The organism is Actinoalloteichus sp. GBA129-24 (assembly GCF_001941645.1).
GTDB lineage: Bacteria > Actinomycetota > Actinomycetes > Mycobacteriales > Pseudonocardiaceae > Actinoalloteichus_A > Actinoalloteichus_A fjordicus.
The window spans coordinates 5,420,003-5,442,208 of record NZ_CP016077.1 but is presented as its reverse complement, the minus strand read 5'-3'; the positions used below and the strand labels follow the sequence as shown (position 1 = coordinate 5,442,208).

At 68.5% G+C, this 22,206-nt stretch carries 28 protein-coding genes and 1 CRISPR repeat array; of the genes, 8 read left to right on the top strand and 20 right to left on the bottom strand.

Annotated features, from left to right (window positions below; translation table 11 throughout):
* Positions 1–196: 196 nt before the first annotated feature.
* The 5 genes from UA75_RS23190 to UA75_RS33350 form a co-directional block, all read right to left on the bottom strand.
* The gene (locus UA75_RS23190) at positions 197–1,126 is read right to left on the bottom strand and encodes an endonuclease/exonuclease/phosphatase family protein (RefSeq protein WP_157434384.1); all 930 of its coding nucleotides are present in this window, start codon (positions 1,124–1,126) and stop codon (positions 197–199) included.
* A gap of 88 nt (positions 1,127–1,214) precedes the next feature.
* Positions 1,215–1,748 (bottom strand): hypothetical protein, encoded by a 534-nt coding sequence (locus UA75_RS23185; RefSeq protein WP_075742065.1) that lies wholly within the window; start codon positions 1,746–1,748, stop codon positions 1,215–1,217.
* Positions 1,745–1,984 (bottom strand): hypothetical protein, encoded by a 240-nt coding sequence (locus tag UA75_RS23180; RefSeq protein WP_075742064.1) that lies wholly within the window; start codon positions 1,982–1,984, stop codon positions 1,745–1,747. The genes UA75_RS23185 and UA75_RS23180 overlap by 4 nt, the downstream gene beginning before the upstream one ends.
* Positions 1,981–2,181 (bottom strand): hypothetical protein, encoded by a 201-nt coding sequence (locus UA75_RS23175; protein WP_157434383.1) that lies wholly within the window; start codon positions 2,179–2,181, stop codon positions 1,981–1,983. The genes UA75_RS23180 and UA75_RS23175 overlap by 4 nt, the downstream gene beginning before the upstream one ends.
* 316 nt (positions 2,182–2,497) lie before the next feature.
* A complete protein-coding gene (locus UA75_RS33350) occupies positions 2,498–2,971 on the bottom strand; it encodes a hypothetical protein (RefSeq protein ID WP_157434382.1) in 474 nt (157 codons plus the stop codon).
* A 344-nt stretch (positions 2,972–3,315) separates the two neighbouring features.
* Here UA75_RS33350 and UA75_RS23170 point away from each other — a divergent pair, with 344 nt between their 5' ends.
* From UA75_RS23170 to UA75_RS23160, 3 genes are all read left to right on the top strand, one after another.
* Positions 3,316–4,134: a helix-turn-helix domain-containing protein gene (locus UA75_RS23170; RefSeq protein ID WP_198044197.1), complete on the top strand. Its 819-nt coding sequence runs from the start codon at positions 3,316–3,318 to the stop codon at positions 4,132–4,134.
* Between the two features lie 12 nt (positions 4,135–4,146).
* On the top strand, positions 4,147–4,347 hold the full coding sequence (locus UA75_RS23165) for a DUF397 domain-containing protein (RefSeq protein WP_075742061.1): 201 nt from the start codon (positions 4,147–4,149) through the stop codon (positions 4,345–4,347).
* Positions 4,348–4,566: 219 nt separating this feature from the next.
* Positions 4,567–5,040 (top strand): carboxymuconolactone decarboxylase family protein, encoded by a 474-nt coding sequence (locus UA75_RS23160; RefSeq protein ID WP_075742060.1) that lies wholly within the window; start codon positions 4,567–4,569, stop codon positions 5,038–5,040.
* A 7-nt stretch (positions 5,041–5,047) separates the two neighbouring features.
* On the opposite strand, the gene UA75_RS23155 is transcribed toward UA75_RS23160, so the two are convergent.
* The 7 genes from UA75_RS23155 to UA75_RS23125 all read right to left on the bottom strand — a co-directional run bounded on the left by UA75_RS23155 (position 5,048) and on the right by UA75_RS23125 (position 9,537).
* Complete coding sequence (locus tag UA75_RS23155; RefSeq protein WP_075742059.1) at positions 5,048–5,416, bottom strand: hypothetical protein; 369 nt, start codon at positions 5,414–5,416, stop codon at positions 5,048–5,050.
* Positions 5,417–5,440: 24 nt separating this feature from the next.
* Positions 5,441–6,193 carry an NAD-dependent epimerase/dehydratase family protein gene (locus UA75_RS23150; RefSeq protein ID WP_075742058.1) on the bottom strand — a complete coding sequence of 251 codons (753 nt, stop codon included), beginning with the start codon at positions 6,191–6,193 and terminating at the stop codon, positions 5,441–5,443.
* Positions 6,190–6,918, bottom strand: coding sequence for a coenzyme F420-0:L-glutamate ligase (locus tag UA75_RS23145; RefSeq protein WP_075742057.1), 729 nt, complete (start codon positions 6,916–6,918; stop codon positions 6,190–6,192). The genes UA75_RS23150 and UA75_RS23145 overlap by 4 nt, the downstream gene beginning before the upstream one ends.
* Positions 6,919–7,081: 163 nt before the next feature.
* On the bottom strand, positions 7,082–7,423 hold the full coding sequence (locus UA75_RS23140) for a hypothetical protein (RefSeq protein ID WP_157434381.1): 342 nt from the start codon (positions 7,421–7,423) through the stop codon (positions 7,082–7,084).
* A 416-nt stretch (positions 7,424–7,839) separates the two neighbouring features.
* Positions 7,840–8,682, bottom strand: coding sequence for a helix-turn-helix domain-containing protein (locus UA75_RS23135; RefSeq protein ID WP_075742055.1), 843 nt, complete (start codon positions 8,680–8,682; stop codon positions 7,840–7,842).
* An 11-nt stretch (positions 8,683–8,693) separates the two neighbouring features.
* The gene (locus UA75_RS23130) at positions 8,694–9,227 is read right to left on the bottom strand and encodes a DUF6879 family protein (protein WP_075742054.1); all 534 of its coding nucleotides are present in this window, start codon (positions 9,225–9,227) and stop codon (positions 8,694–8,696) included.
* The gene (locus tag UA75_RS23125; protein WP_075742053.1) at positions 9,208–9,537 is read right to left on the bottom strand and encodes a hypothetical protein; all 330 of its coding nucleotides are present in this window, start codon (positions 9,535–9,537) and stop codon (positions 9,208–9,210) included. Before UA75_RS23125 ends, UA75_RS23130 begins: the two co-directional genes overlap by 20 nt.
* A gap of 614 nt (positions 9,538–10,151) precedes the next feature.
* Between UA75_RS23125 and UA75_RS23120 the strand changes: the two genes are divergently transcribed.
* The 3 genes from UA75_RS23120 to UA75_RS23110 are packed head-to-tail and all read left to right on the top strand — an operon-like array spanning position 10,152 to position 12,556.
* A complete protein-coding gene (locus UA75_RS23120; protein WP_157434380.1) occupies positions 10,152–10,433 on the top strand; it encodes a hypothetical protein in 282 nt (93 codons plus the stop codon).
* 6 nt (positions 10,434–10,439) lie between these two features.
* Positions 10,440–11,411 carry an MvdC/MvdD family ATP grasp protein gene (locus UA75_RS23115; RefSeq protein WP_075742051.1) on the top strand — a complete coding sequence of 324 codons (972 nt, stop codon included), beginning with the start codon at positions 10,440–10,442 and terminating at the stop codon, positions 11,409–11,411.
* Positions 11,408–12,556: a hypothetical protein gene (locus UA75_RS23110; RefSeq protein WP_075742050.1), complete on the top strand. Its 1,149-nt coding sequence runs from the start codon at positions 11,408–11,410 to the stop codon at positions 12,554–12,556. The genes UA75_RS23115 and UA75_RS23110 overlap by 4 nt, the downstream gene beginning before the upstream one ends.
* A 216-nt stretch (positions 12,557–12,772) precedes the next feature.
* A CRISPR array of direct repeats spans positions 12,773–13,105; the repeat unit is 28 nt; unit sequence GTTCTCCCCGCGCACGCGGGGCTGTTCC.
* Between the two features lie 170 nt (positions 13,106–13,275).
* Here the strand turns inward: UA75_RS23110 and UA75_RS23105 are convergent.
* Together UA75_RS23105 and UA75_RS23100 are read right to left on the bottom strand one after the other, a co-directional pair.
* Complete coding sequence (locus UA75_RS23105) at positions 13,276–14,136, bottom strand: IclR family transcriptional regulator (RefSeq protein WP_083684129.1); 861 nt, start codon at positions 14,134–14,136, stop codon at positions 13,276–13,278.
* Positions 14,137–14,336: 200 nt separating this feature from the next.
* The gene (locus UA75_RS23100; RefSeq protein WP_075742049.1) at positions 14,337–14,729 is read right to left on the bottom strand and encodes a winged helix-turn-helix transcriptional regulator; all 393 of its coding nucleotides are present in this window, start codon (positions 14,727–14,729) and stop codon (positions 14,337–14,339) included.
* A gap of 50 nt (positions 14,730–14,779) precedes the next feature.
* Between UA75_RS23100 and UA75_RS23095 the strand changes: the two genes are divergently transcribed.
* On the top strand, positions 14,780–15,214 hold the full coding sequence (locus UA75_RS23095; protein ID WP_075744111.1) for a TIGR03618 family F420-dependent PPOX class oxidoreductase: 435 nt from the start codon (positions 14,780–14,782) through the stop codon (positions 15,212–15,214).
* 253 nt (positions 15,215–15,467) lie between these two features.
* Positions 15,468–15,650 (top strand): hypothetical protein, encoded by a 183-nt coding sequence (locus tag UA75_RS23090; RefSeq protein ID WP_075742048.1) that lies wholly within the window; start codon positions 15,468–15,470, stop codon positions 15,648–15,650.
* Between the two features lie 17 nt (positions 15,651–15,667).
* Here UA75_RS23090 and UA75_RS23085 read toward each other — a convergent pair whose 3' ends face one another.
* Genes UA75_RS23085 through UA75_RS23060 form a run of 6 tightly spaced genes read right to left on the bottom strand, consistent with a single transcriptional unit; the run spans position 15,668 to position 21,760 of the window.
* Positions 15,668–16,492, bottom strand: coding sequence for a DUF1684 domain-containing protein (locus UA75_RS23085; protein WP_075742047.1), 825 nt, complete (start codon positions 16,490–16,492; stop codon positions 15,668–15,670).
* Entirely contained in the window at positions 16,489–17,502 is a 1,014-nt protein-coding gene (locus UA75_RS23080; RefSeq protein WP_075742046.1) for an ATP-binding cassette domain-containing protein, read from the bottom strand. The genes UA75_RS23085 and UA75_RS23080 overlap by 4 nt, the downstream gene beginning before the upstream one ends.
* The gene (locus tag UA75_RS23075; protein ID WP_075742045.1) at positions 17,499–18,308 is read right to left on the bottom strand and encodes an ATP-binding cassette domain-containing protein; all 810 of its coding nucleotides are present in this window, start codon (positions 18,306–18,308) and stop codon (positions 17,499–17,501) included. Before UA75_RS23075 ends, UA75_RS23080 begins: the two co-directional genes overlap by 4 nt.
* A 49-nt stretch (positions 18,309–18,357) precedes the next feature.
* Entirely contained in the window at positions 18,358–19,251 is an 894-nt protein-coding gene (locus tag UA75_RS23070) for an ABC transporter permease (RefSeq protein WP_075742044.1), read from the bottom strand.
* A complete protein-coding gene (locus UA75_RS23065) occupies positions 19,248–20,198 on the bottom strand; it encodes an ABC transporter permease (RefSeq protein ID WP_075742043.1) in 951 nt (316 codons plus the stop codon). The genes UA75_RS23070 and UA75_RS23065 overlap by 4 nt, the downstream gene beginning before the upstream one ends.
* A 50-nt stretch (positions 20,199–20,248) precedes the next feature.
* The gene (locus UA75_RS23060) at positions 20,249–21,760 is read right to left on the bottom strand and encodes an ABC transporter substrate-binding protein (RefSeq protein WP_075742042.1); all 1,512 of its coding nucleotides are present in this window, start codon (positions 21,758–21,760) and stop codon (positions 20,249–20,251) included.
* Positions 21,761–22,206: the final 446 nt, after the last annotated feature.

Below are 22,206 nucleotides of genomic sequence, written 5' to 3'. Positions count from 1 at the left end.
TATCAGGAAAGTTACTGGTTGTTAGGCAGGCGTGCCGATGCAACTCTTCTCAGGTCAGTGACGGCCTCTCACTATTGCTTGACTCCCTGACTGCTCCGCCCGCCAACCGGCCGCGCCTGCGCACTCCATCGGGAGACCGCGCCGGGGCCAGGTCGCGGGCCTCGAATCGCGGCTCGCCTGGTCGGCGGCGTGGTCGTCAGCTGGTTCGCGTGCCTGCCGGCCGGCTCGCGTCGGCGCTGCCGAGCTGCCGCCGCTCGACGGTGCGGGCGGGGGCGAGGTCCCAGGCGGCGGTGACGTAGTCGTGGTCGGAGACGGCCTCGGCATCAGAGGGACGATGCACCCGATACGAGCCTGCTACCAGCGTGCCGGGGACGGCCGTGGAGGCCATGATCCGGTCGATGCGCATCGAACAGTTCTGCTCGTGAGTCGTGGGTGTCGGATCGTCGGCCAGCTCGCCGAAGTCCCGGAACTGCAGGTCGTGGCGCAGGTAGTCAAGCTGGGCGGTGTCGACGACCCACCGCCCGGACGTGGTGTCGTAGCGGCCCTTCTGGAGGGGCTTCCACCACGATCCGCGCTCGAGATGCGCGGCGCCCCAGTCGGTGGGGCGGATGTCCTTCTCCCACGAGCTGGTGGCGTTGAAGTCCCCGGCGATGATCGTGGGCTTCACCGACCGCTCGGTCAAGATCGCGGCCTGCCGGTCGAACTCGGCCCGGCCGGCGCCGCCGGGCCAGTGGATCGACGACAGCCACATCGGCACGCCGAGCACCCGAGCACGGAGGAATCCGGCCACCGAGTAACCGGTGTCGGCGACCATCGGGTCGTGCCACTGCACGGGCTCCACGACATCCGAACTCACCAACAGCATCGGATGGTTCTTCCGTCCGACGCGCTGAGAATAGAACGGCAGATAGCGGGCCGAGCCGCCGAGGAGTTCGGACAGTCGGTTGGTCGCCTCCCACAGCGGCCGCTCCCCGTCACGGCGATACTGCGGACACTCCCCGAGCATCAACACATCCACCGGACATCGAGCAATCGTCTCGATCAACGGACCAAGCTCGATACGACCATCCTCCCGCAACCCACCGTTCTCATAATTGAACGTACCGATCGTGAACACACCACTCATGAACAGTCCTTTCGCGATGATGACGTACGAGTTCGCCGAGCAGGACGGCGCGGGCCGCAGGACGTCCCGCGCCGCCCGTCGGCCCGACCTACGCGGGGGTGCGCGTGGGAGGAAGGCCGGGCCGCCCGTCTCCGGGGAGTGCGATCGGAGACGGAAGAGGGGGCGGGAGGCCGACCGACGGCGACGACGCACCCAGACACGCACCGCAGAACAGCGCGCCGAGGCGCTGTCTGTCCAGCAAGGACTGCGCCCGCCGACCGCACCGCGTGCGAAGCAGGTTCGCCTCCGCCGAGGAGTCCTGGCAGAGGTGCGCCACCAGTGCCCCGTCCGCTGCGGCGGGCACTTCGACGAGCAGAAGGGGCGTCGGCTCGGTGGGCGCCGTTGGTGGGGGACGGTGGCCGGTCATGACGTCGTGGCAGTGCCAGCAGGGCCGGACCGCCTGGAATGCCACCTCGTCGACGTCGACCTCCGGTGGCGGTCCCACGAGCATCATCCGTCCGCACAGCGCCACGACCGGGCGTCCGTCTGCCGGCCGGTGCCCGACGATCAGATGTCGTTCCAGACAGAGACCGGCCTGCGGGCGGGTGTCCTGGGTGAACCACGGCTGGTCGTCGTCGTTCATCGCGCCACCGTCAGGGTCGGCCGCCGGGTGTGGGCGGGCCGGTGGAGTGTGGCGAGACAGTCCGCGCAGGACTGGTCGTCGTAGTAGAGGTCGTGCAACGGCAGGTGATTGAGCGGCGTGAACCGGGCGGACGGCTCGCAGGCAGGCCGGACCTGCCTGCGCCCGTCCCAGTCGGCGTCGCCGAGGTGGGTGTCACCCATGCGCACCGAGCGCACGAACCAGGCCGAGGCGATCATGGGGCGACCCCCGGCGGGAAGCACTCACGGCAGCGCAGCAGACGCAGGTTCTCGGCGGCGACGGTGATGACGCAGCCACACACCGACACGGCCGTGTCCTGGTAGACGGGGTCGCGGCGATGCTCTATTCGGCGGAACCGACCCATCCACCGGATGCCGGGCTGCGCGGTCTCCGGCGCGCCTGTCGTAGCTGCCACGGGCTTCTGCACGGCGGCGGGGGCGGCGGGCACAGCGGCTTCGGCGGTCGGTGCCGTGGACGGTGTCGACGGCCGGCTTCGGCCCCGGCGCGTGTCGTTCATCGGGCACGTCCCCAGGTCCGATGCCGTACATACGGCCGGATTCGCGACGACCGCGCCGTGGGAACCCGCCAGAACGGGGACACGCGAACGCGGAGGGCCGAGTTCCCGCCCGTGGGCAGGGCGGCAGGCGGCCGACCCGTGCACGGCCTGCCGCTTCGCCGACGAGGCAGCAGGAAGACGAGTGTCTCGGTGATCGCCCAGATCACGGCCCGCCTCACCGCAGGCTCCCCGAGAGCACCCGAACCCACCCGTCGGCCGGCGCGGGTACGGCCACGCGGTCGGCGGTGTGGCGGCTGCCGGCTGTTCCGGAGCGCGTCGGGGTGGCGGGACGGCGAGGTGCCGCCTCGGCGAACCGCGTCGGTGCGCAGGGCAGCGGCAACGCGGGGAATGCGTCACTCGACACCAGACGCGGCGACACGGCGACCGCCGCTGCTGCCGTCTCCGCGTGAACACGGGCGATCACCAGCCGCGCGGAGGAACGAGAGTCTGCCTGCGCGGCCCAGGGCCGTCGGGCTTGGGAACGTCGTTCGGCGGCGCGAATCCGCCGCCAGTCCTTTGTAGACGGCGGACGGCGTGGTGGGTGCCGGGCTCGCCACCAGCGCCACGCCAGGTCGAGACCGCCGAAGATCATCAGGGAGGTGCCTGCCGCAGTCAGCATGAAGAAGAATTGATCTTCAACGAGCCTCACCGTTCGTCTCCTTCTGAGTTGGCTGCGTGCTTCGCGACAGGCGGAATCCGGGCGTCGATCTCTCGTGCCCCAGGGACTTCATCGTCGGAACTTGGGGTGCGCCCACGTCATGAATCCGACTGTGCTGGAACCCGGATTCCCACCGCCCGGATCTGTGGGCGGCAGGTGGAGAAGGTCCTGCTGCGGCTGTGAAATCCCGCTCCGGACGACCGACGCGGCAGCTCTCCTTCCGTGTAGCCGAAATTACACTAGGAATCCTAGTTGAGAAACAGATGGACCTGGTGCATCAGTCGATCGAGTGAAGGAGGGAGACTGGCGGGATGGCAACGGATGACCCAGGACCCGTGATCCAACGACTGGTGCTTGGCGCGGAGCTGCGTGAGCTTCGGGAGGCGTCGCGGATCACTCCGGAGGAGGCCGCTACCAGCCTTCGCTGGTACAACACGAAGATCAGCAAGATCGAACATGGCGATGCGAAGCTCACCGAAGGCGATGTCTCCAAGCTTCTGGCTCTGTACGACGCCTCTGAAGCGACGGCAGATCGAGTACGGCTCCTTGCGAAGGAAGCACGTCGAAAGGTCCCGGCCGCCCGGGTGACCGACTGGGCTAAGAAGTACGTTGCTTTGGAGGCCAGCGCGACCGAGATCAAGATGTGGTTCGGTGACTCCGTGCCCGGGCTGTTTCAGACCAAGGATTACGCACGCGCGGTGCTGTCAGCCTCGGTCGTGGTGCCTTCGGTCGACGTGGACGAGATGGCTGAGAGCCGAACGCGCCGGGCGCTTCGTCTGACTGAGCCGACGGCGCCGCTCGTCTGGGCCATCCTCGGCGAGGAAGCTATCCAGCGCCCGGTCGGTGGCGCAGTGGTCCTGCGCGGCCAGCTGGAGCACATCCGTGATCTTGCCCGGCTAGACCACGTCACTGTGCAGATCATGCCGCAGAGTGCGGGTGAGCATCCTGGACTCAACATCGCCTTCACGCTGCTGCACATTGCGGACGCTCGAGCTACCTTCGCCTACATCGAGAGCCTGACGAGCGCCGACTACCTTCCTCGACCACGCCATACGCAGGCATATAGCCTGGTCTTCGATCGGTTGCGCGTCGCGGCACTGAGCGAGCGGGACTCGCTCGCGATGATCAATCAACAGATCGCTCGACTTGGCTAGGAGTGGTGCACCTTGCGTGCCTCGGAGATCCCATGCATCCAATGGCGTAAGCCGTTACGGAGCAACGGGGCACAGAACTGTGTCGAGGTCGGGCGTGCGTCGAGCTTCGTCGGCATCCGCGACACCAAGAACCGAGCGGGCGGGATGCTTTCCGTGAGCTCGCCGGCGTTCGGAGCCTTAGTCCTCGCGATCAAGGATGGCCGGCTGCGTTGATACGCAGGTCAGGCCGACGCGACCTGGGCGCACAACCGGAAGCTTCCTGATCGTGCATGTCGTATTGACCGAGCGAGCTGAGTGCGTCCTGCTTGCCGTCGCGGCCAGCCCACGTCGAAGCGCGCCGGATGAGGCGCACGTCACCTTCCTCCGCTGTCATATCTCGGCGGGCTGTCCGGTCAGAGAGGTGTCACCACGGACAACCACAGGGAGTGCACCATGAGTGCTCGCTTGAACCTCTTCGACAACCCGGTCTCGGCCAAGGCGCTGCGGCACATCGTCGGGGCAGGCAAGGCGGTCGCGGATTCGACGTTATCCGCCGAGACGCAGGAATTGGTGAAGATCCGCGTCAGCCAGATCAACGGCTGTGGCTTCTGCACCGACATGCACACCAAAGAGGCCGCGCACGCAGGGGAGACCGCGCAGCGCCTCCACCTGATCGCGGTCTGGCGGGAGGCGACGGTGTTCACCGACGCCGAGCGCGCCGCCCTGGCACTCTCCGAGGAGGCCACCCGCATCGCCGACGCGGCCGGTGGTGTCTCGGACGACGTCTGGGCGAACGCCGCCAAGTACTTCGACGAGGATCAACTCGCCGCACTGGTGTCGCTGATCGCCTTCATGAACGCCGTGAACCGGCTGAACGTGATCGTTCAGCAGCCCGCAGGCGACTACACGATCGGCCAGTTCGGCTGACGAGAGATCAGCTGATCAGACCGCCGGGGCCGTCGCGCACCAGGACTCTCCTCGAACACGCTGTCCTTTGCCGGGGAGGTTTTCTGGTGCGCAGGCGGTCCGGTTGATCCTTGCGGGTCGGTCTTAGCCGCTTCCTCCTGACGGTGTTCGCGGTGCTGCTGGCAGCCACGATGACCGAGACCTCGTCGAGCATGAGGATGGCGGCGCGTTTGAGCGGCATGGTCGGCGACAACCCCGCCCAGTCATCGTCCAGACCGACGAGGAAGGCTACGAGCCCCTCGGACATGCAGTCGATGGCGCGGTAGCTCCAGTCCAGCCCCAGCGCGATGTAAGCGGCGCGGTGCAGGGGAGAGGGTCTGTCCGATCGGGGAGCCATGGACAGCGAGCTGCTTCGGTTCCCTCACGTTGGGAGGTCGTGCTCGGCGAAGGCGCCGCCCATGAAGCGGTCGGTAAGCGGCCCGGTTTCGGGATGCTGGGCGGCGTTGTCGGCGGGCTGGTAGCCGAGGACGTCCCAGCCAGTGCGCGGCCACCAGGACTCCGTGTTACGCGAGGAGCCGTACACGGTAAGGAACGGGGAGTTCAGGGGCCGGGTGGCGGCGGAGTACAGCAGGGCGGTGGCGTCCCGAGAGCTGAGCCAGGTCGCCCGGTGGCGGGGCTCGGTGGGCTGGGAGCGGTAGCTGCCGATACGAACGGCGACGACCTGTATGTCGGTCTTGTGGGCGTAGAGGTGGCCCAGGGCCTCGGTGGTGACCTTGCTGACGGCGTAGAAGCTGTCTGGCGCCAGCAGCGCCGAACAGCCGACGGGGCTCAGGCCGGTAACGTGGTGGCTGCTGGCCAGCACCACCCGCAGCACCCGCTGTCGGCGGGCCGCTTCCAGCACGTGGTGGGTGCCGGTGATGTTGTGCTCGACCATCTCGGCGAACGGCCCCTCCTGAGTGACACCCGCGAGGTGGATGACTGCAGAGCACCCGGAGGCAGCCTGCTCCACCACGGACTGCTCACGCAGGTCGGCCTGGATGAACTCGGCACCCTCTGGCGGACCGGCGTCCGGGAGCCGCCGGTCCAGCAGACGCAGGGGTATCCCCTGGGCGGCGAGGTCGGCGGCCACGTGGCTGCCGATGGTCCCGCAGGCCCCGGTGATCAGCAACGTCACGGCCGGTGGTGCAGCATCGCCGCCACGCCCTCGTCACTCGGCACGTAGGACACGCCGCGCAGGACGGCGACCGGAGCGCCCCGGCCGCGCTGCCCGAGGATGAGCCCGGCCGCCGCGGCGATCAGGTCGGTGAAGGTCTCCTCCTGCCGCTTTCCGCCGTGCTCGGTCGTCCGCAGGGGGCCTACGCCAGCCGCTCCGATGGAGATGACGGTAGCGCCGCGCCGGTCGGCGCGGCCGTCCGAGTCCGCGACCACCACGGCGATGACCGCACCGGTGTAGGTGGTCAGGGCATCGCGCAGGGCGCGGGCGGAGGCGTCCGGGTCCACAGGCAACAGCCACGCGCCCTCGGTGCCGACGCGGTCGATCCCGGCGGAGGTGAGCTCGTAGCCCAGGGTGTGCCGGGCGATGATCGGGCCGCGTTCCGTGGCCAGGAAGTGCTGTGTTGAGTTGTCCAGGATCAATTGCACGATCTCGGGGGGCTTGCCGGTCCGGGAGGAGATGCCCAGGGCCTCGGGGCTGGGAGTGATGCCGGCCAGGTCGGCGTAGCGCTTCTCCGCGATGGACACCACCTTGCTGGCGACGACGACGATGTCCCCGTCGCGCAGTTCGGTTCCGGTGCGGGTAAGCACGTCGCTGATGGTGCCCGCCAGGTCGTCACCGGGTTGGAGCTCGGGGAAGGGCTCCAGCCCGAAGGCGGAGAAGCCGGAGGTCGGGACGGCAGTCATCGGCGGGCTCCTGCGGGAGTGCGGACGGCGGTATGTAGGTGGGCGTGCGCGGCGGCGAGTGTGCCGGCCCGCTGCCGAGTGGTGGCGTGTCGTGCGCCCGGCGACCCTGACCTGTCGGTCTCAGCCGGTTCCTCCTCGCGTCCGAGCCCGCACGTGCCGGCGTTCAGAAGACGCAGGTGCCGTTCTCGTAGCAGCCGTTGGCCTGGTAGTCGACGCTGGCCACGATCGAGGAATCCTGCTTGATCCGGGCGGCCAGTTCCTTGCCGCGCTCGATCCAGGCACGTTTCGCTTCGGGGCTGGGAAAGCGGGAATCGGGCGGATAGGTGTGATCCAGCGTGCGCTGGTACTCCTGATCCCAGTCCTCCAGGTCGGTGGCGGTGGCCTTGCTGAGACCGAGGTAAGAGGCTGCTTCAGCGACGGTGTGGTTGCACCGCATCGTGTCGTCCATGTCGAAGAAGAGCGGTCCCTCGCCGTAGCCTGCGAGCATGGACACTGTGATCGTCATCTGGGTCATCATGTCCGTTCGTGGTGTGAAGCGGATCAGAGGACGTAGGTGCCGTCCTGATAGTGGCCGTCGGCCTGATAGTCCACGCTGGCGACCAACGGGAACTCCTGTTTGACGCGGGCGGCGAGTTCCTTACCGCGCTCGATCCAGGTCGTCTCGGCTTCGGGGGTGGGAAGGCCGAGTCCGGCGGGTAGCTTCCGTCGTAGGTGTCGGCGTCCCAGGCCTCCAGGTCTGCGACGAGGCCGGCGCTGAGACCAAGGTCCTGCGCCGCATGCTGGACGGCGTGGTTGGTGGAGAACACGCCTGGCACACGGTAGAAGAACGGACCTTCGAAGAAGTCGGTCAGAATCGCGACTCTGAAGTGCCTCCAAGTGAAATGATGCCTGCGGAGTCTGCGGCGTGCGTCAAGATGAATGTCATCGCTGTGCCTGAAGCTCATCGAGGGCGGTGTTGATCAGTGATACGGCCGCCACCCCGGTGACTGCCTGCCGGGCGAGTTGCCGAAAAGCCTTATCGTAGAGTGCGATTTCTCGTGGCTGACTTATGCTCAGTTCAGCTGAAATCGTCTCCACTTGAATGAGGTGTCTGTCGAAGATGATGAATTGATTTGTCGGTGTCCGGTATTCGGCATTGTCTGGGATAATTCCGAAACTGACGCGAGGAAGTGACCGTGCGGTCAAAAGTCGATTCAGCTGGCCGATCATGGTCTCGGTGCTGCCCACCGTCGTCCTCAAGGCCTGTTGGCTGATGATGAAATGAAAGCGGCGATCGTCACGCCGGAGAATCTTTTGCCGTTCCATGCGTTCCTCGACACCCGAGTCGAGATCATCCGGGACTGCGTAGAACTCGATCACGGGACGCATGACTTCGCGGGCATACTCGGCCGTCTGTAGCAGTCCCGGTATGAGGACCGGTTCGTACCATCGCATTATCCTGGTACTCGACTCCAGTCGTCGCGACGCGCTTTGGCGGCGGCGCGTCCCAGTGCGCAGCACTCGCCGCCATTCTACGTACATTGACTCGATGTTGCGGACGGCGGCGATCAGATCAGGAATCTGGCTGTCGGCTGAGCTGTGCTGACACCAGGCGCGAATGTCTTCCTCGGATGGGGTCTGCCCGCCATGTTCGATCTTGGAGATCTTCGAGCTATGCCAACCAGCGAGGGCAGCCAGGCCTCGGCCGGTCAGCCCCGCGTCTTTGCGTAGATCACGTAGCTGCTGGCCGAGGGAGCGTCGTGCTTCGTGGAGGGCGTGCGTCACTAGACCGGGTCCTACGTCGTGACGTGATCGGTATCCCGGTATTGACGGTGCGGGATCGCTGCCTGCCAGACTCGATCGCGCACCGCGCGGCAATGGTCCACGATGACGGAGTCGCTCGTGGCCGCGCCGCCGCCGAACCGACCGCCGGGTTCGAAGACCGTGAACACCACGAGCGAATCGTCGAAGAGCCAGAAGTCGTCGGCCGACAATCTACCGGGGTCGATCATATGGCGAGGAAGCCACCGGATCTCCTCGCCGGCGGCGATATTGTGCTCGGCCACGGTGAGGCCCCACCTCGTGTAGTCGGCGTGCGGCACAGTCACCACTCGTGCTCGACGAACGACCCGCCCTGCTGCGGTCGCCGTGCGGACCAGGTCGAGCCATGGTTGAAACCAACCGAAGTCATCGGCCTGGCCGGTGAGAAACTGATGGAAAGGCCCCGATTCCTCCGGCGTGTGGTAGGCGTCCTGGACTTCCAGGTGAAACGCTTCCCGTGCGAAGTCGCGGAAGAGCGCGTCGAACGCCTCACCCTGTAGCAGCTCCACTGACCCAAACCTCCTTGCTCGTCGGAATCTCGACGCACGTCTCGTGTCCAGGGATGTCCAGCTGTGCCAACGTCTCGGCGTCGGTCACGGGCTCCCCGGAGAGGATGAAACTTCCACGGCCGGTGTCGTCGAGTCGGGTATCCAGGCATTTTCCCTTCTCGACGTGTCCTAGCAGGCGATGGGGGATCTCGACTCGTGTCGCGTGTCCGCTGACCTTCCATCCTTGCACCACGTAGGTGCCTCGGTCGGTCGCGTACAGGGCAGGAGAGCCTCCGCCCTGTGTCTCCTTGCCGAGGAACATCAGCTGCATGACTACACCTTCCACCAGGGACGTGCGCGGGGTGCTGGGTGACTTCATGGTCGTCGTGCCTGGGATATTCCGTCAAGAAATCACCCCAGGAGAAGGTATCGGCGAGCAAATCCGAGCAAACTTCTGGCCCCGTCGTCGCGCCGGTCGCTACAGTCGGCGCCAGCCATGGTGATCAGGGCATCGACTGGACGCGGAGCCTCGGTCAACCTCGCTGACCGAGGTCGGGCGAAACGGGGGTTCGGACGAACGGACAGGTAGACGGTCCGAAACTGGGCCGATGAGTGATCGGACGTCCTGGGCGCATCTCATATCTGGTCCCTCGGCTCAGCGGGTACGGACGCCGTGTGCATCGCGATGTTCGAGCGCTTGTGGTGATTTCCTGCAAGCAGGACAGATCGCAGTTGTCTCCACTACGGTGGGACGCCGCTCGACGCGATGCGAGATCAAGCAGGGTGCCGTACCTACGGATCGCCGTCGGCGAGGATGGATCAGCCCGTCGAGAAGTGTGACGGCGGGAGAGCATCAGCCTAGTGGCAGGTTCAGCGGACAGATAACGGATACAGGGAGAAGAGCACGATGTGGGACATCGGCCGGATAGAAAGTGAGGACTTTTTGTGAAATCTTCGATTGTGCCCTCCGGTTTGCCCGTGCGCCCGTCTGACCTCACGATCTCCGAGGATGAACCGAGTATCGGCGACGCGCGTCCGTTCGGCCTGACACGTGTGGAGGCGGCGGATGCCGACATGATCGCGGTGAACGGAATCACCTACGACCGGTCTCGGCAGCTCAACGTCGACGGTCGCGACCAAGCGGTTGTCAACGCCGATCGTCCGATTCACGCGGCCACTCATTACGATACAAAATTCGATATGACCTGGGTCACCGACAAGGACTGACCGGAGATGACTGCCGCTACCATCGCTGTGATCACCCGAGACCAGGACATCACGGCAGATCTGGTCATCGCCGAACTTGCTGCCCGTGGGGTTGCGGTCACCCGGTTCGACGTCGCGGCGTTCCCCGAGCGCCTCGAACAGGTTTCCTATCTGGAGCCCGGTCACCGGGAGTGGACGGGAACGCTACGTGACGATCTACATGAGCTGGACCTGTCGGTCCTCCGCGCGATCTGGTATCGGAAACCCGCGCCCTTCGTGCCTTACCACGGGCTGTCTTCGACAGAGCGGAGATGGGCCGTCGCAGAGGCTTTTCACGGCTTCGGCGGCCTGCTTGCCTCCCTCAACGTGCACTGGATCAGCAGGCCGGATCGCATCGCAGCTGCCGGCCACAAGCCGCTGCAGATGGCTCTCGCCGCAGCTGCCGGTCTGACGGTTCCCCCGTCGTTACTCACCAACAGCCCGGACGCGGCTCGGGAATTCTGCGTCGCGCACTCCGGAGGCGTGATCTACAAACCGTTGGATGGCGGACCCGGCAGCGAATCCGGCCGTCGTGTCGCTCTCCGCGCGGCGCCTGTCACTGCCGACGACATCACTGCAGGCGTCCGTCGCACCACGCATCTGTTTCAGGCGCGGGTTCCCTGTGCCTATTCGGTGCGGCTCGCCGTGGTTGGACGACGGTTCTTCGCCACCCGGATCGATCTGCCTGCTGGTACGGACACCGTGGATTGGCGTGCTGAGCACGCCCGTCTTCAGTACACGCCCATCGGCGTACCCGACGATGTGTCGGCTGGGGTCAGCTGCATGCTGGAAGCCCTCGGACTGAACTTCGCAGCGCCTGATTTCGTCGTCGACCACGACGGACGGTGGCACTTCATCGGCGACCTCAACCCCAATGGCCAATGGGCGTGGATCGATGCCCTTCGTGGACCCGTCACTGTCGCCATGGCCGACGAACTCATCGGAGAAGGACCATCATGACCACCCTTGACGACAACACCTCCCACCTTCGGACTGGTCTCGCGGAGGACCTGTCGAGAGTCCTGACGTCTGATGTCTGGCGCAGCGCCTTCCTCGCAGTGCCCCGGCACCTGTTCGCCCCGCGCTTCGCCGTGTACGACGCAGTCCACAACTCGTTCGACCAGCACGACGTCCAGGATGATGATCCGGTGCGCCGGGCGAAGGCGATGACTGCGGCCTACCGCGACGACACACTGATCACGCGGTTCGACGACGACGGAGTCCCCATCAGTTCTTCCACCGAACCCAGCCTCATGGCAGCCATGCTGGAGCAGCTCGACATCGCTTCAGGTGGCCGCGTCCTTGAGATCGGGACCGGAACCGGCTACAACGCTGCCCTGCTCTGCGTCGGCCTTGGTGACGACGTCGTCACCACCATCGACGTCGATCCCGACCTGGTTGCCGATGCCAGGACTGCCCTCGCCGCCTGCGGCTACACACCCGACACGCGCTGCGGCGACGGGGCCGTGGGAGTGGGCGACAGAGCCCCGTTCGACCGGATCTTGGCCACGTGTGGGGTCGACCGCGTGCCGTCTGCCTGGCTCACGCAACTGTCCGAAGCGGGTGCGATTCTGGTCAACGTCAGCAAGGGCATCGTGCTGCTGCGTCGTGACGGCAGCGGGGTGTCCGGCCGGTTCCTGAGTCAGGCGGGGTTCATGCCGCTGCGTTCACCGCACGCCGCCGATCCGATTTCGACGTCGCCCCGAGACGTGCTGGCGGCTACAGAGATCACGCCGGACAGTGTGGACTCGATGCCTGCTTCTGCCGTTGCCGGCCTGCCCTTCGTGATGGCCTCGTTCTTCGCAGCACTCGTCGCAGAACGCAGCAGGCTGGTCTCCTCCGGGGCGGAGGCAGACGCACCCGACGCTTACCACTGGACTCATGTCGCGTCGGGCTCCTGGGCCAGGGCGGATCTCGACGCCTACGGCGTGACCATTCGCCAGGCGGGACCGAGGCGACTCTGGACCGAACTCGTGCCCATCCTCGATGCGTGGCATGCGGCAGGCCGCCCCGGTATAGACCGATTCGGGCTGACTGTCACAGCGGGTGGGCGCCACACACTCTGGCTGGACGAACCCGCGAATGTCCTCCGCGATCTCGGCTGATCAACTGGGCCGACGCGCACGGGCCGACTTTGTAGCCTGTGTGTTCCCCGTGATCTTGCGCCGGTGGCTCCGGGCGATCGATGCAAGAGCGAGGGTCGCGAGGAAGGCCGTCGGCGATATTTCGGTGTCAGCGCCGCCGTTCCGGATGGCCCGTTAGACTCGATCCGAGTGAACGAGAATCCTGTTACTCGCGAGTAGAGTCCCAGGTCAGCAAGTGTTCTCCCCGCGCACGCGGGGCTGTTCCTGCACTCCGCAACAGCCCGAGATCAGGCTGCGCGTTCTCCCCGCGCACGCGGGGCTGTTCCCGAACTCCCGCATCCTTTGGTAACAGGATCATCGTTCTCCCCGCGCACGCGGGGCTGTTCCCTCCGAGACGCTCCGGAGCACGATCATGCTCGGGTTCTCCCCGCGCACGCGGGGCTGTTCCCGCGGGGGGTTCGTCGTCTACCTCGGAATCCAAGTTCTCCCCGCGCACGCGGGGCTGTTCCGGCATCGGCCAACCAAGCGTGTGCCGCCGTGCCGTTCTCCCCGCGCACGCGGGGCTGATCCCGCTGCGAAGGACGCTGGGATTTCTGGAGAGGATCATCCGCACAGTCAAGACAACCCCGGCCCGCCGGCCACCCCCAGCGGCGCGAATCAGGCCGTGCCGGCCAGGGAACGGCCGAGCCTCCCGGCCGAACCCTCGGCTACAACGAACGGTTCGCCGGATCGCCCCGGCCTCAGATTCCGCCCGCGATGCCCATCGCGACCGACGTCGCCGAGCGTTCCATCTCCTCGCGGGCCCGGCGCATCGCGGCGACGATGTCGGCCTCGCGTGCGGGAGTCAGTCGGGCCAGGGGGACCGAGCAGCTGATGGCGTCCAGCGGCGGGGTCGCGTAGCGCATCGGCAGCGCGACGCAGTGCAGGCCGACGCTGTTCTCCTGCTGGTCGACGGCGTAGCCGCGTTCCCTCGTGTGGGCCAGGTCCTCGACCAGCGCCTCCCGGTCGGTCAGGGTGTGCGGGGTCAGCGCGGCCAGGGTCGGCGGCAGATGATTCGCCAGCTCCTCGGCGGGACGTTCGGCCAGCAGCGCCTTGCCGAGCGACGTCGAGTAGGCGGGCAGTCTGCGGCCCACCCTGCTGTACGGGCGGAGGTACTGACCCGATTCGCGGGTGGCGAGGTACACCACGTCGGTGCCGTCGAGCCTGCCGAAGTGGAAGGTCTCGTCGAGCTGCTCGCCGAGGTGGTCCAACACCGGCTTGGCGATCCGCAGATACGGATCGGTGTCCAGGTAGCTCGTTCCCGCGATCAACGCCCGGATGCCGATGCCGTACATCGTCCCGGAGGTGTCGGTGCGCACCCAGCCGTACTTCGCCAGCGTGCGCAGCAACGCATAACAGCTGCTTCGGGGCATCCCGAGCGCCTCGCTCAGCTCGCGAAGCCTGGCGGGCCGGTTCTGTCTTGCGGCCAGCAGTTCGAGTAGTTCTAGCGTGCGGGCGGCGGACTTCACGTCCCGCACGCCGCCTGGTCGCTCGCTGGACTCCGGCTCGGGCGCGCCCTCGGCCTGCCGTGCCTCGTCGGGAAGGTCGGCCGGTGCAGCCATGACGAGCCTCCTGATCGCGACTGATCCACCCGTGACGGTGCGGACCCCGAACGGACTGCCGAACGGTCGCACAACGTTACCTCTGAGTACCCGCACGCCTGGCAGGGCGGCTGGACAGCAGGCAGCAGATCGCGCACCGGGCGTCGGAAACCGATCGCCGTCCGGTGGCCGAAAGGTCCCCGTCCGGCTGGCGGAACTCCTCAGGCCCTCGCCTCGGCCGGGGCCGAACGGGCGTCGGACTCCTCCTGCGCGGCCAGGATCGCGGCGCCGTTGTCCTCCGACCAGCGGGTCAACACCCTGATGGGCTCGATCAGCGTCTGACCCAGCTCGGTCAGCTCGTACTCGACCCTCCTCGGCACTTCGCGGAACGCATGCCGTTCGACGAGGCCGTGCCGGGCGAGTCTGCGCACCGTCTCGGTGAGCACCTTCTTGGAGATTCCGCCGATCAGGTCGATCAGCACGCCGTGCCGCCGGGGGCCCTGGCTGAGGGCGTAGAGCACGACCACGGCCCATTTGTCGGCGATGATCTCCACGGCCAGCCGGGCGGGGCAGTCGGCGAGGAAGACGTCGTTGGAGGTGTCGAAGTCGTCCACACCAGGCAGGTTACCCAGCGGTGCCCATGGCGGTTCCTACGCTCGCAGGCATGACGAGCCTCGTGCTTCCCGAGAGCACCCACCGCCTGTTCGACCGAGCCCTCAACGTCGTCTTCATCACCATCGATCCCGACGGATCGCCCCAGGCCAGTCTGATGTGGGTGTCTCGCGACGGCGACGAACTCGTGTTCGGCGTCGAGAGCAGCAGGCGCAAGGTGCGCAACCTGCGTCGTGATCCGCGGGTCACGCTGGTGATCGAGGACGAGGAGGACTCGCCGGTCGGCCTGCGCCAGCATCTGGTCGTCCATGGCACGGTGCGGTTCGAGGGGCCGGGCATCGCCCAGGAGTTCGCCGCCTTCATGGACCGGCAGGCTCGGCGGTACTACGGCACCGACTATCCCTACCCCAACCGAGAGTCCGACACCACGCTGATCGGCCGGATCGGTCCGACTCGTATCGGCGGCATCGGCCCGTGGGCGGGCTGAGCTGCGCCCAGGGAGGTTCGACTGAGCGCACGAGATCGATGATCTGACGGAAGGGCAGGCAGGCGGAAGCCGACAGTCCTCAGTGGATGATGCGTCGCCTCGGCGGCGGGCGCGGCCTCGGATCACGATGCGACCAGGCGGTTCCGGCGTTCTGACCGGTCGCCATGCCGGGACGGACATCGCAGCCATCCACAATGGACATCTTCACCGGCGTCCATCCGCATCGGACGCGGATCAGGTCGGGCGACCCGACATGGGCCGCCCGGCCCGACGCTTCTCCTCGCCACGCACCGCCTTCGACGGGCTGCTCGGCGACGAGCAGCCCGGGTCGGGGAGATCGCCGGAACGCACCCTCGCCGCAGTCCTCAGCGGCACCGCGAGGCGAGACCTCGCCATCGCGGTGTCGGCCGTCCCGCAGGCAATCCGCCTACCGTAGCGTGCGCGCCCGCCCGCTCAGCTCGGCTGTGACGTCCGCAGCCTGGCCTGCTTCTCGCCGGCCTCCACGGCCACCGCGATGCGGTGTCCCGCAGGCGGCAAGGGGCAGTTGAAGTGCGCGGAGAACGCACAGGGCGGCAGGTATGCGCGGTTGAAGTCCAGCCGCACCGACACCGGTTCGCCCGGCGCCGAGTCGGGCAGCGCGACGCGGAGGAACCGGCCGGGGCGGTAGGTGCTCACGCCGGTCGTCTCGTCGGCGAACACGAGCAGCAGCAGGCCGCCGGAGAGCATCGGCGTGGTGGTGTACTCCTGCCCCGCCACGGTGAACCGCAGCTCGCCGGGCACGTTCGTCGGCGTCGGCGAGTCCTCCAGCATCTTCTCGTAGTCGACAGTGGTGGCCTCGGCGAAGCGGGTGAAGGTGCCGGTGAGCTGCCATTCGGGGGCGAAGTCGAAGGCCTCGACGTCCTCGAAATCCGCCACCGCCGGGGCCTTCGGGTCGAATCGGCGGATGCCGAGTTGATCGCCACGACGGACCACCGTCGCACTGCCGCCGGGGAACTGCACCCACGGCGAGGCCGTTCCGTCGGCGTGGGAGACGGGGATCTCGCCGTCCACGACCTCGTCGCCGACGCGCACCTCGTCGGCGGCCGTCGCGGTGAGCCAGACCCGATCCGCCCGCACGGTCCAGGTGCCCGGCAGCTCATCGAACACGGAGTCCGTCTCGGGCCAGTAGGTGTCCACGAGCGCGAGGTTGCCCTGCGGGCCCGTGAGCGATCGGCGACGCCCCGCGCGCCAGTCCTGCCAGTACCGCCGGGCGTCCTGGTCGCTGATCGTCTCCGTCATGTCGTGCTCCGTTCCTCGTCGGCCGGTGCGCCCGGCGCGATGGCGTCGCTGCGGGATGGTGCCCGCTGTCCGGCGGGTGCCTGCGCGGTGTCCTCGGCGGTGGCGTCCGGCGAGGTGGCCGGGACCGCCGCCCCGCCCTGCCCCGCGTCGTCGAGACCGGCGAGCACCCCGGCGGGCAGCCGGGGGATCGCCGCGAGCAACCGCCGCGTGTAGTCCTGCTCCGGCGTCGAGTACACACGTTCGGTGGGGCCGGTCTCCACCACCCTGCCCTGATGCAGGACCAGCACCCGAGGACACAGCCGTCCCACCACCGCCAGATCGTGCGAGACCAGCACCAGCGTCATGGCGTGCTCGGCCGCCAGACCCGCGAGCAGATCGAGGATCTGGGCCCGCACGGACACGTCCAGCGCGCTGACCGGCTCGTCACCCACCAGCACCCGGGGACGCGGTGCCAAGGCCCTGGCGATGGCGATCCGCTGCCGCTGCCCGCCGGAGAACTCGTGCGGGTAGCGGTCGGCCGCGTCCAGGCCGAGGCCCACCTCGCCGAGCACCTCCCGCACGCGCGCGGCGTGGTCGCCGGGGATGCGCAGGCTGCGCAGCGGCTCGGCGACGATCGCCGACACCGGCATCCTGGGGTTGAGCGAACCGCGCGGGTCCTGGAACACCACCTGGACGTCCCGCCGAAACGCCCGCAGGCTCCGCCGATCGGACCCGAGCGGGGCGCCCCGGTAGTGCAGTTCGCCCTCGTCGGGCCGGTCCAGGGCGAGCAGCAGCCGCAGGAGCGTGGACTTGCCTGCGCCGGACTCGCCCACGATGCCCAGCGCCTCGCCCTCGCGGATCGTCAGGTCCACATCGGACAGTGCGGTCCGCGTCGTTGCCCCTGCCCGACCGACCCCGGACGACCTCGCCGTTCGGGGCGCCCGGAATCGTCTGGTCAGGCCGCGGGCCTCCCACAACACGGCACCCGCCGCCGTCTCCGTACCTGCGGTCTCCGTCGTCGGACTGGTCATCGACCTGCCTCCCATCCCGGATCTCCCGGCAGCCTGCCCGCCGCCACCGCCGAGGTCAGCAGCTCCCGTGTGTAGGGGTGCTGCGGAGCGGCGAGCACCGGCTCGACCGCGCCCTGTTCGACCACGGCGCCGTCGCGCATCACGGCGAGTCGATCGCTCACCGAGGCGATCACCGGCAGGTCGTGACTGATGAACAGCAGCCCGGCCCCCTCCGCCGCCACCGATTCGAGGATCAGCTCCAGGATCTCGGCCTGCACGGTGACGTCGAGAGCGGTGGTCGGCTCGTCGGCGATCAGCAGCCGAGGCCGACAGGCCAACGCCAATGCCAGCCCCACCCGCTGCCGCTGCCCGCCCGAGAGCTGATGCGGGTAGGCCCGCGCCGACTCGGCAGGCTCCGGCAGCCGGACCCGGCGGCACAGCTCGACCGCCTCGGCGTCGGCCTCCCGACGGTTGAGACCGCGATGTCGGCGCAACGGGCCCGCGATCTGCCTGCCCACCCGCATCAGCGGGTCCAGCGCGGTCAGCGGCTCCTGGAACACCATCGCCACCCCGCTGCCGCGCACCCGCGTCATCGCCTGCTCGGACAGCTCCAGCAGCTCGACGCCGTCCAGCCGCACCGAGCCCGAGACGGTCATCCCCTCGGGCAGCAGACCGGCCACGGCCAGCGCGGTCAGCGACTTGCCGGAGCCGGACTCGCCGACCACGCCGAGGCGGTCGCCCTCGGCGAGATCCAGATCGACGCCCGCGATCAGCTCGTGGCCGTCGCGGCGCCGCACCGTCAGATCCCGCACCCTCAGCAGGCTCATCCTGACCTCCTCCTGCCGATCGAGTTCCCGGCGCCGACGTCGCGCGCGCTCATCGGGACAGCTCCGGATCGGCGTACTCGCGCAGGCCGTCGCCGAGCAGATTGAGGCCCAGCACCGTGATCACGATCGCCAGGCCGGGGAACACCGCAGGCCACAGCTGCACGCCGAGCACCGCCTGGGCGTCGCGCAGCATCTGGCCCCAGGACGGGTTCGGCGGCGGCGAACCCAGACCGAGATAGGACAACGCCGCCTCGGCCACCACCGCGAGACCGAACTCCAACGAGAGCTGCACCAACAGGATCGGATAGATGTTGGGCAGCACGTGCCGCAGCAGGATGCCGAGACGGCCGGTGCCCGACGCGGTCGCCGCCAGGACGTAGTCCTGCACGAGCACCCGACGGGCGGCGATGCGCGTCAAGCGGGCCACCACGGCCGACGTCGCCAGGCCGATCGCCAGCACGGCGGTGAGCGTGGACGCGCCCCGCACCGCCACCAGCACCATCGCCAGCAACAGCGTGGGGAACGCGATGAGCACGTCGATGCCGTGCACCACGGCGTCGTCGGCCTTCCTCGGCGCCAGCGCCGCCAGCAGCCCGAGGGTGATGCCCAGCACGGCTGCGATCAGCACCGACGCCGTCCCGATGCCCAAGGCAAGCCGAGCCCCGACGAGGAACTGGCTGAACACGTCGCGACCGAGTCGGTCGGTGCCCATCCAATGGGTCGCGCTCGGCGTCTCCAACCGGCCGCCCACGCCGGTCGCGTCGTGGTCGAAGGGCGTCCACACCAGGGAGACCAGCGCGGCCAGGACGACGAGTCCCACCAGCACGGCGCCGGTGATCAGGGCGGGTCCGCGCCTGCGTCGAGTACGGGCCCGGACTCGGGAGGCGGCGACGCGCGGGGTGGGCTCCGTCCCGCCGGGAGCCGAGCGCAGCGCGGGGGTCATCGGGCCGCTCGCAGTCTCGGGTCCAGCGCGCGCTGCGCCACGTCGACCAGGAAGCCCACCACCAGCACCACCGCCGTCATCAGGAACACGGTGGCCTGCACCTTGACCAGGTCACGGTTTCCCACGTCGGTCAACAACATCCTTCCCAGTCCCGGCAGCGTGAAGACGCTCTCCACGATCACCGCCCCGAGCAGCGAACCCGCCAGCTGCACGCCGAGGACCGACAGCACCGGCACGCACGCGTTGCGCAGCCCGTGCCGCCACAAGGCCTGCGAGCGCGTCCAGCCCACCGATCTCGCGGTGCGCAGGAAGTCCTGATCGACCACGTCGAGCGTGGCGGAGCGGACATAGCGCAGCAGCGCGGAGGCCTGCGCCACCGCGAGGGTCACCACCGGCAGCACCAGCGACCGCACCGCCTCGCCCGGCTCGGCCCAGCCCGCGACGGGGAATCCGCCCGGCGGCGCCCAGCCCAGGTTCAGGGCGAACACCGCCACCAGCAGGATGCCGATCCAGAAGATCGGCACCGCCACGCCGAGCTGGCTGATCGCCGAGACCACCACGCCCACCGGGCTGCGGTGTCGCAGGGCCGCCCACACGCCCAGCGGCACCGCGATCAGCACCGACAGCACGAAGGCCGACAGCCCCAGCGGCACCGTCACCGTCATCCGGTCCAGGATCTCCGGCCCGACCGGTTGGTTGCCGACATAGGACCGCCCCAGGTCGCCGGTCAGCAGATCGCCCAGCCAGTGCAGATAGCGGATCGGCGCGGGCTGGTCGGTGCCGAGCTGCCGACTCAGCTCCGCCACCTGCTCCTCGGTGGCCTCCACGCCGAGCATCGTCCGCGCTGGGTTGCCGGGCAGCAGGGACAGCAGCAGGAACGTCAGCGCGCTCGCCGCGATCAGCGAGCCCGCCAGCAGCAGCACCCGCCGCAGCACGTACCGGATCATCGGCGGCGGACCCCCCGGCGGGCGTCCCGGCGCGTGGACGGCGTCATCGCTCAGCCCGCCTTGGTGATCTCGGGCAGGTACAGGCTGTCGGCCAGTGCGGTCTCCGGGTAGCCGGTGACGCCGTCGCGGGCGACCCGGACCAGCGGGTTGAGGAACAGCCAGTCGCTGGCGGCCTCCTCGGAGATCCGCTCGCCGACCTGCCGGAGCAGCTCGACGCGCTCCTCCTCCGTCTCGGCGACGTCGGCCTGCGCGACCCATTCCTGAACCTGCGGGTCGTCGTAGCGCCAGTAGAAGTCGGGGTTGGCGTACCAGAAGACGTCGTGCGGGTTGACGTGGTTCTGGATGGTCAGGTCGTAGTCGACCTGGGTGAACACCTTGTCGTACCAGGTGGCGCCCTCGATGGCGTTGAGGTCCACGGTGACGCCGACCTCGGCGAGCTGGTCCTGCACGAGCTGGGCGACGGTGAGCAGCTTGTCCTCGGAGGGGACGTCCAGGCTCAGTGTGAGGCCGTCCTCGTGGCCCGCCTCCGCGAGCAGTTCCCTGGCCAGCTCGGGATCGTGTGCCACGTTGGCGGTCAGGTCCTCATACCAGGGGTCGGTGGGCGGGATGCCGCTGCCGATCAGCTGGCCGTAGCCGTCCCACACCGCGTCCAGCACGGCCTGATGGTCGATCGCGGCCCGCAGCGCGCGGCGCACCCGCGAATCGGTCAGCGGCTCCCGCTCGTTGTTGAACGCCAGCAGCGTCTTCGTGTTGGACGCGCCTTCGGTGATCACGAACTGCGGATTGCCCTCGAAGGCCGCGAGCAGCTCGGGGGAGGGCACCGAGGCGAGCAGGTCGACCTGGCCGCCCTGGAGCGCGTTGCTCATCGCGGTCGCGTCGTCGAAGTAGCGGAACACCACCGAGGCCGAGGCGGCGGTCTCGCCCCAGTAGTCGGGGTAGCGGCTCAGCGTGATGCTGTCGCCGCGCTTCCACTCGTCGAAGGTGAACGGGCCGGTGCCCACCGCCTGCTCGGCCAGATCGGCGGCGTCCTCCTGGAAGATCAGCCCGGCCGAGGTGGTCAGGCCGAACAGGAACTCGTTGCTGCGCTCGCCGAGGCTGACCGCCACGGTGTCGGGGTCCTCGGCCGTCACCGAGGTGATGCCCGCCAGGCTCTGCTTCTTCGGGTTGACCGAGTCGGGGGCGATGGTGCGTTCGATGCTCCACACGACGTCGTCGGCGCTGAACTCCGTGCCGTCGTGGAAGGTCACGTCCGGCGCCAGGTGGAAGGTGTAGTCGAGACCGTCCTCGGAGACGTCCCAGGACTCGGCGAGCGCGGGCACGATCTCGCCCTCGTCGTCCAGGGCCACCAGGCCTTCGTAGACGTTGCGCAGCAGCACCTCGGACAGCCCGGAGGAGCCGCCGACGTTGGAGTCCAGGCTGGTCGGCTCGTTCTGTGAGCCGATGACCACGACGGCCTCCGGATCGGGTTCGCCGGTGGAGGTCGCGCCGCCGCCCCCGCCGCACGCGGCGGCGAGCAGCAGAGGCGGGACGGCGAGGGCGGTATACAGCGCGCTGCGGCGCATGGCGGCGCTCCTTGTCGCGGGAGATGCCGGGCGGGAAACCGGCCGGGAGTGGTGTCGGTCGGGAGGTGGTGTCGGTCGGGCACCGGGGGCGCCGACCGGGGGTGCTGCCGGACGGAATGACGCCGGAGTCTCGGCGGGGCCCGTGCAGCCTGCGCGGAGCGGGCACGCGGATCGGGCGATCAGCCCGCCGAGCCCGTGCGTGCCAGGGGGCGGCCCCGACTTACGCGGTACGAGACCACGGGACGGGGCGCGGGGACGGCGACGGCGCAGATCGGACAGCGATCGATCCGCCGCAGGATCGACGGCGCGGAGCCGGGCAGGAAGCCTGCCTGGTCGTCGCGGTCATCGTGGGGCGGGAGTCGAGAACTGCCGGGCGGCCGTCGTCCTGGCCGAGGCAGGGATCAGCGCGGGCCTGCGCCGGAGGTCGCGGCCCGCAGACGACAGGC